The following is an 8273-nucleotide window of genomic DNA, read 5'->3' on the forward strand; positions in this document are numbered from 1 at the left end:
CCCCTCGCGGTGCCCCCAGCCGCGGCCGCGCGCCGACCAGCCCGCGCGTGTACGGATGCGCCGGCGCCGCCAGCACCTGCGCGCCCGGGCCCTCCTCCACCACCGTCCCGCCGTACATCACCATCACGCGCTCGACGCTGCGCGCCATCAGGTCGAGGTCGTGCGAGATCAGCAGCAAGGCCATGCCGCCGTCGGCGACCAGCGTGCCGATCAGCGCCAGGATCTCGCGCTGCAGCGTCGCGTCGAGCGCGGTGGTCGGCTCGTCGGCGATCAGCAGCTCGGGCCCGCAGGCCAGCGCCGTCGCGATCATCACGCGCTGGCGCTGGCCGCCGGACAGCTGGTGCGGCCGCGCATCGAGCCGCTGCGCCGCCTGCGGCAGCTGCACGCGCTCGAGCAGGCGCAGCGCCTCGGCGCGTGCGCTGCGCGCATCGAGCCCGCGGTGCACGCGCAAGGGTTCCGACACCGTGCGCCACAGCGGCTGCAGCGGGTCGAGCGCCGTCATCGGCTCCTGGAACACCATCGCGATGCGCCGCCCGCGCAGCGCGCACATCGCATGATCGTCGAGGCCCACCAGCTCCTGCCCATCGAAGCGGATGCTGCCGGTCGCCCGTGCCGCATCCGGCAGCAGGCCCATCAGCGCCAGCGCCGTCATCGACTTGCCGCAACCGCTCTCGCCGATCAGGCCGAGCGTGCGGCCGCGCGCCAGCGTGAGGTCGATGCCGCGCACGGCCTCCACCGGTCCGTGCACCGACGGCAGGCTCACGCGCAGGTCGCGCACCTCCAGCAGCGTGCCCGTCATCGGCGCTGCCCGTCGAGGCGCGGGTCCAGCAGGTCGCGCAGCCCGTCGCCGATCAGGTTCAGCCCCAGCACCGCGAGCGCGATCGCGATGCCCGGGTACAGCGCGAGGTGCGGCGCCTGGTACATCATCTCCTGCGCCTCGTTCAGCATGCGCCCCCAGCTCGGCTGCGGCGGCCGCACGCCCAGGCCCAGGTAGCTGAGCGCCGCTTCGGCCAGGATCGCGACCGCGAACTGGATCGTCACCTGCACGATCAGCGGCGCCGCGATGTTCGGCAGCACATGGTCCAAGGTGATCTGCCGGCGGCTGCGCCCGCAGGCGCGCGCGGCCAGCACGAAATCGCGCGACCACACCGCGCCGGCGGCCGAGCGGCTGATGCGTGCGAACACCGCTGCGTTGAACACCGCGATCGCCGCCACCGCGGTGACGATCCCCGGCCCGGCCAGCGCGGCCAGCATCAGCGCGGTCAGCAGCGCCGGGAACGCGAAGCTGAAATCGGCGCTGCGCATCAGCAGCGCATCGAGCCAGCCGCGCCGGGCCGCGCCGAGCAGGCCGATCGCGGTGCCGAGCACGGCGCCGAGCCCGACGGCCGCCACCCCGACCAGCAGCGAGGTGCGCGCCCCGGCGAGCAGCAGCGACGCGATGTCGCGCCCCAGGCTGTCGGTGCCCAGCCAGTGCGCGGTGGACGGCAGCAGCAGCTTGTTCGGGATGTCGATCTCGGTCGGCGGGTACGGCGTCCAGACGAGCGACAGCCCCACCGCGGCGAGCCACAGCCCGACCAGCACGCAGCCGGCGACGAAGCTCGGGTGGCGTCTCATGGCTGCCTTCATCGGTGGCCCGCCTTCAGCCGCGGGTCGATCGCGACCAGCAGCAGGTCGACCGCGAAGTTGATCGCGATCACCGCCGCCGCGAACAGCATCACCACGTTCTGCACCACCAGCAGGTCGCGGTTCGCGATCGCCTGGAACACCAGCAGCCCGAGCCCCGGCAGCGCGAACACCTTCTCGACGACGATCGCGCCGGTCAGCAGGTTCGCGAACTGCAGCCCCATCACCGTGAGCACCGGCACCAGCGCGTTGCGCAGCACATGGCGCCACAGCACGGCGCGCCGGCCGAGGCCCTGTGCGCGCGCGCTGCGCACGAAATCCTCGCGCATCACCTCGAGCACCGCGCTGCGCGTCACGCGCGCGAGAATCGCGGCCTGCACCGCGGCGAGTGCGACGGCCGGCAGCAGCAGCGAGCGCAGCGCCGCGGCCGGGCCTTCGTCCCAGCCGGCGAAGCCGCCGGCGGGGAACCACTGCAGCTTCACCGCGAACACCAGGATCAGCAGGATCGCGAACCAGAAGCTCGGCACCGCCATGCCGAGCTGGCTGAAGGCCATCACGCCGGCATCGCCGAGCCGGCGGTGGCGCGACGCGGCGAACACGCCGAGTGCGAGGGCGAACACCGTCGTCAGCACCATCGCGATCAGCGCGAGCGGCAGCGTGACGAGCAGCCGCTCGGCCAGCAGCTCGGCGATCGGTGCGTCGTACGCGACGCTGCGGCCGAGCTCGCCGCTCGCCAGGCCACGCAGCCAGCGGCCGTAGCGCACGAGCGCCGGCTGGTCGAGCCCGAGCTGCCGTGCGAGCGCCGCGGCGGCTTCGGGCGTGGCACCGGTCTCCAGCCGGACGTCGACCGCGCTGCCCGGCAGCAGCGCGAGCACCGCGAAGATCAGCGCCGAGGCCGCCAGCAGCGTGGCGGCGAAGGCGGCGCAGCGCTGGATCAGGAAGACGCTGATGGGCCCGGCCTCAGAGCGAGAAGATCTTGCCGGGGTTCATGATGTTCTTCGGATCGAGCGCGCGCTTGACGGTGCGCATCATGTCGACCGCGCCGGCGCCGGCCTCGCTGACCAGGAAGCCCATCTTGTGCAGCCCGATGCCGTGTTCGCCGGTGCAGGTGCCGTCGAGCCGCAGCGCGCGCTGCACCAGCTGCAGGTTCAGCCGCTCGGCGGTCTCGCGCTCTTCCGGCTTGTCGGGGTCGATCAGGTAGGCGAGGTGGAAATTGCCGTCGCCGACGTGGCCGACGATGTAGTACATCAACCCCGAGGCCTCGACCTCGGCAACGCTCTCGTTGATGCACTCAGCCAGCCGCGAGATCGGCACGCAGGTGTCGGTGGTCACGGTGCGGCTGCCGGGCTTCATCTGCAGCCCGGCGAAGTAGGCGCGGTGGCGCGCGCTCCAGAGCTTGGTGCGCTCCTCCGGCGTGGTCGCCCACTGGAAGCCCTCGCCGCCGAACTCGCCGGCGATCTCCTGCACCGTGGCGGCCTGCTCGGCCACGCTCGCCTCGCTGCCGTGGAACTCCATCAACAGCAGCGGCACCTCGGGCAGCGTGAGCTTGTCGTGCCGGTTCACCGCGCGCACCGCGTTGGCGTCGAGCAGCTCGCAGCGCGCGATCGGCACGCCCATCTGGATCAGCTGGATGGTGGTGCGCACCGCGGCGTCGATGCTCGGGAAGCTGCAGGTGGCCGCCGAGATCGCCTCGGGCAGCGGGTACAGCTTCAGCGTGATCTCGGTCATGACGCCCAGCGTGCCTTCGCTGCCCACCATCAGGCGCGTCAGGTCGTAGCCGGCGGACGACTTGCGGGCCCGCGTGCCGGTGTGGATCACCTCGCCCTGCGGCGTGACGACGGTGAGCGCGAGCACGTTGTCGCGCATCGTGCCGTAGCGCACGGCGTTGGTGCCGCTCGCGCGCGTGGCGCTCATGCCGCCGAGCGTCGCGTCGGCGCCGGGATCGATCGGGAAGAACAGCCCGGCATGGCGGATCTCGGTGTTCAGCTGCATGCGGGTGACGCCGGCCTGCACGGTGACGGTGAGGTCCTCGGGGCGCACCGAGACGATGCCGTTCATGCGCGTCAGGTCGATGCTGACGCCGCCCTGCACCGCGAGCAGGTGACCTTCGAGCGACGAGCCGGCGCCGAACGGGATCACCGGCACGGCATGCCGGTCGGCCAGTTTCACGACCTCGGCGACGTCTTCGGTGCTCTCGCAGAACACCACCACCTCGGGCGGCGGCACGTCGAACGGCGACTCGTCGCGGCCATGCTGCTGGCGCACTGCCAGCGCGGTGGAGCAGCGCTCGCCGAAGCGGGCCCGCAGCGCCTCGACCATCTCGGCGGGAACCGGCCGCGGATCGAGTTGCGGCAGCAGGTGGACGGGGATGGGTGCGTTCATGGGCGGGGGACCTCCGACAACGGAATGCAGATTCTGCACCGCCTTGGCTGAGTCGACAGCGATTCCGGGTTCCGTCGCCGGAACCCGCCCGGCCGGGTGACCTTCTCGCGCTACACGGTGGTTTCTACTGCGACCGGTACGCCAATCTGCTGGGCGACAGCCGCATACAAGTCCTGTTCGACTTCGGGCGCTTCGATCGAGACGACCAATGCATAGCGGGCGGCGCGTTCGAACCGGCCGTGGCCAGGACGATTGCGCCACCATCCCATGGCCGGGAACACTGCCAAATGCCCTCGATTGGCCAACTCAGCGGCTGTGCCGCTCCAACTGTCGCTGATCAGCGATCCACGAGCCCGCGTGCGCTCTCCGATGCTCCATCCGGCATCGGTGCTGGACTGAGCTGGGAGCCCCTGCTCCTCAGCTGTCGCTTGCGCGTTGATGCGGCCTCGAAATGCAGCTTCCGTCTCCAGCGGACGGCGTACCGCAAATCGAAGCGCATGCGATTGGTACGCGTACTTGTCGATCCCGCCCCGCTCGCCGGGGTTCGGTTCGATGAAGTACGACAAGGTGATTCGCAAGGTCACCTCCGTACTGCCAAGCGATTGGAGCTGCTCGGTTGGCCAGGGAAGCGCATGCAAATGCATGTCGCAGGTGCGAACCGTTGATCCGACCTTCTGGTAGGGCTGAAGGCGGTCCTGCACGATCATCGTGAGCGAATTGCTCGCACTGAACAGCGCCCGCTCCAGGCTGGGAACGCCATATCCGCAATGCCTCAGTAACTGCCTGATCGTTGTTTGGTTGCGGATCCCATTCGGGGTGTAGGTCGCCAGCATGGGCGTTGTCCAACGCGCAGAGTGAATCATCAGCGCTCGGACAGTCTCCGGCCAGAATGTCGTGTACGCCGCCTGGATCCTTGCCGCCATGCCCGCTGCGAGCGCAGTCGACGCGCTGGTTGCCCAACTCAGTGCGAACAGACGCTCATGAGGTTCGTGACTTGTCGTCAGCAACGATAGGCTGTCCATCTGGCTGGTGAAGCCAGTTGCGTCGATGGCCGCATTGCCGCCTTCCATGACGATGTCGGGTTTGAAGGGCCACCCTGTTTGCCACGTCGAGGATGTCGTCGTGTACGGACTCAACCCGCCTGCGGCCGCGATTGCCGTGTATTGATGTTCGAAGGGCTCGGAGAGCGTGGTCAGTTCCGAATAGGAACCGACCGTCAGTGCATTCCATGCCTGCCCAGGGTCGTGAACCATGTTCGTCGAAAGACTGGCGGGGTACTCGCCCCAGGCGTTTGGATCTTGTGTATTGCCTGCGCAGAGCACAAACAAGCGCGGCGACTCGCCTTGACCCTCGTAGTCGCAGGCGAGTCGATCGACCTCTGCTGACCACGAAGACGGGCGACCTCTGTCGCGCCCATCTGTCGACGAGACCGCCATCGCGAAGATGCGGCGACGATCTTGGTCGGTGATCTCCACGCGTGCAACGGCTTCTGCCGTGATTGCACCGTAAGACTGTCCATCATTGTCTCCAGGCCCCTGCAAGATCTTCACCGACTCGAGGCGATGAGGAATATGCAGCAACCCATCGTCAGAGAGTGCTGGCGTCAAGTCACCAAGCAACGCCAATCCAGCCAGTTCGGTGCCGTGCCCATTGCCATCGTCCGTGCCCCAGTCAGGCTCCACGCAGTGGCGATCTGCGTCATCGATAAGCGGCGTGAGCAGTGGATGTCCATGATTGACACCGGTGTCGAGCAACGTGACGTAAGAACTGCCCTCGTGTTGCGGCAGAACTCGTTTCTGCAGGTTCTCGCTCCAGTGCGCTTGCTCGTTCAGTGGCAGCGCAGCAAAGAACTCGGCGGTGGTTTTCGCTCGGCGCAACTCGGCCACCGTGTTCAACACCAGCGCCGATTGCAGCAATTGCTCCTTGCTGCCACGCAGCTGAACAACTGAGCGTTCCGGGAAATGCAGCACCCGTTCACGCACCAGAAGGCCGGCCAGTTCGGCGACCTTGCGGAAGTCGGCAATGACTTGCAGGCGCTTCTCGCCGCCGGGAAGCCAAGCCTCCCACCAGATTGCCTCGGTGTCGCTTGCCGGCAGCGCCTCGGCGCTGTCCGTCCACAGGGAGTCGAATGTGGCGACGCGCACGGAGCGAATCGCGTCGATCAACGACTGGTGGTCGAGCGAGCGACCGCTGGCACCGGTTCGGTGTTCTGCGTAGGCTTGGATCAGTTTTTCGAAATGGGTCAGCTTGCCCGGAGGTACGAACACCGTGGCCAGGATCTGGTCGCCGTGCTCACGGACGTTCATGAGTTCGATGCCCTGGCGGTCGCGCGCCAGGCGTTCAGCAGCGAACTCGACGCCATGCCGGCTTTCGAACTCGATCTGGATCCCGATTGCCATCTGCACCTCTGCCGCTCGCTGTTCAGCGATGCGCTGCGACTGGGCGGCCTCGACTTGTGCAAACTGGGTGCGCAGATCCTGCGCTTGTTGCTCACGCGGCAGAGGCGGCACGGCCGTCTTGGTGACGACGGCCTTCTTCGCCGTGTATCCCTCAACTGAGCGGGTATCGTGAGGGAAGAGATGCGGGCGCCGCTGTTGGCTCTCGGTAGCCATGAAGAGCCCCGCCCCGCTTATTCTTTGGCGCCTGCGCTGCGACGGCGAACTGCTTGGCGCTGCTGCAGCAGGTTGCGCAGCGCCGCGGCCGGTATGGTGTGCTGATCGTGCATCACAGCTTCTTTGATTGCATCGTCGATCGCTCTCGCGATCTCTGCATGACTGAGGCTGGTTGCGTCTTTCGCGAGATCGGTGAGCGCTTTCTTCGCTTTGATGTACCCGCCTAGGCGCCTGTGCAGCAGGACCTCGACTTCGGAAGTCGAGGGCACGTGGTATTCAACGACGTCATCGAATCGCCTGAAAAGCGCCTCGTCCAGGATGTCCGGATGGTTTGTCGCAGCGACGATGACGCTGTGGGATTCGTCTTGCTCGATCATGAGCAGGAAGCTGTTCAAGATCCGGCGAATCTCGCCCACATCATTTGCCATGCCGCGCTGGCTGCCGATCGCGTCGAACTCGTCGAAAAAATAGACGCCTCGTGTAGATGACACAGCGTCGAAGACTTGCCGCAGTTTTGCGGCGGTTTCACCCATGAATTTCGTGATGAGTGCGTCCAGGCGGACCACGAACAGGGGGATACCGAGTTCCCCGGCCAGCGCCGAGGCTGTCATAGTCTTGCCCGTCCCGGACGGGCCAACGAGCAACAACTTCCGCCGAGGATGCAAGCCGTGGCTGCGCAGCTTGGACAGGTGTCGCTGTTCCTTGAGCACACGCTGCAGGCTTTGCAGCAACGGCTCAGCCAAAACCATGTCACTCAGTCGCCGAGAAGGGTAGGAGACGCTGAGCAGTGCCGCGAGTTCACCCTTCGGTCGAGCGATCGGAATCGTGCCGTCTGCCGTACCAATGCTTCGACGTGCTTTGGTGGCATCGATGAGGTCGCGGATCTCTTCTGCCAGTTTGCCGTGACCCTGCTTCGCTTCATGCGCGGCCATCTGCATGGCGACCGAATAGAAGTGACGATCGTCACCCTCCGCGTGGGAGCGCAGCAGAGCTTTGAGTTGATCGCCGTTCGCCATGGTGTCCGGATTGTCTCCCATTGAGGCGCCTGACCCTAGAATCTGCGACCCCCACAGACAAGGCCTCCGTGTCACTGGATACGCTGACCACCGCCGAGACCCCCGAAGGCATCGCACTGTCGCTCCGGCCGGCCGGCCTGGTGCCGCGCGTGCTGGCCTTCGCGGCCGATTTCGGCATCCGCGTCGTGATGTTCTTCGTGCTGTCGGCGCTGCTGGGCCTGGGCGGCGGCCTGGGGGCCGGGCTGCAGCTGATGATGTATTTCCTGCTCGAATGGTTCTACCCGGTGGTGTTCGAGCTCGCGCTGGCCGGCGCGACGCCGGGCAAGCGCATGCTGGGCCTGCGGGTCGTGATGGATTCCGGGCTGCCGGTGACGCCCGCCGCGTCGATCATCCGCAACCTGCTGCGCGCGGCCGATTTCATGCCGCTGCTGTACGGCTTCGGCCTGCTCGCGATGCTGTGGCGGCCCGATTTCAAGCGCCTGGGCGACATGGCTGCCGGCACGCTGGTGGTGCATGCCGGCAGCGTCGAGCTGCACGGCGAGTTGCCCGACGCGCCGCCGCGCGCGCCGGCCCGGCCGCTCGCGCTGCGCGAGCAGGCGGCCATCGTCAACTGGGCGATGCGCGGCCAGCGGCTCACGCC

Annotated in this window: 7 protein-coding genes; 1 reads left to right on the forward strand and 6 read right to left on the reverse strand. The window is 67.5% G+C overall.

Annotation, left to right across the window (positions count from 1 at the left end; all coding sequences use genetic code 11):
• The 6 genes from AC1DXV_RS27840 to AC1DXV_RS27865 form a co-directional block, all read right to left on the reverse strand.
• Window positions 1-799, reverse strand: a 799-nt coding sequence (locus AC1DXV_RS27840; protein ID WP_477936627.1) for an ABC transporter ATP-binding protein, incomplete at its 3' end; no start/stop codon positions are given.
• Window positions 796-1614 (reverse strand): ABC transporter permease, encoded by an 819-nt coding sequence (locus AC1DXV_RS27845; protein WP_477873066.1) that lies wholly within the window; start codon window positions 1612-1614, stop codon window positions 796-798. The genes AC1DXV_RS27845 and AC1DXV_RS27840, both read right to left, overlap by 4 nt.
• Window positions 1615-1622: 8 nt before the next feature.
• Window positions 1623-2573, reverse strand: a complete 951-nt coding sequence (locus AC1DXV_RS27850) for an ABC transporter permease (protein WP_477936633.1) — start codon at window positions 2571-2573, stop codon at window positions 1623-1625.
• 10 nt (window positions 2574-2583) lie between these two features.
• Window positions 2584-4005, reverse strand: a complete 1422-nt coding sequence (locus AC1DXV_RS27855) for an FAD-binding oxidoreductase (RefSeq protein ID WP_477866014.1) — start codon at window positions 4003-4005, stop codon at window positions 2584-2586.
• Between the two features lie 110 nt (window positions 4006-4115).
• On the reverse strand, window positions 4116-6617 hold the full coding sequence (locus tag AC1DXV_RS27860) for a S8 family peptidase (protein WP_477936629.1): 2502 nt from the start codon (window positions 6615-6617) through the stop codon (window positions 4116-4118).
• A gap of 17 nt (window positions 6618-6634) precedes the next feature.
• A complete protein-coding gene (locus AC1DXV_RS27865) occupies window positions 6635-7654 on the reverse strand; it encodes an AAA family ATPase (protein WP_477866016.1) in 1020 nt (339 codons plus the stop codon).
• Window positions 7655-7701: 47 nt separating this feature from the next.
• Between AC1DXV_RS27865 and AC1DXV_RS27870 the strand changes: the two genes are divergently transcribed.
• A partial coding sequence (locus AC1DXV_RS27870) for an RDD family protein (RefSeq protein ID WP_477936631.1) occupies window positions 7702-8273 on the forward strand: 572 nt, incomplete at its 3' end.

The sequence above is a fragment of the Rhizobacter sp. P3_C12 genome (assembly GCF_056402735.1).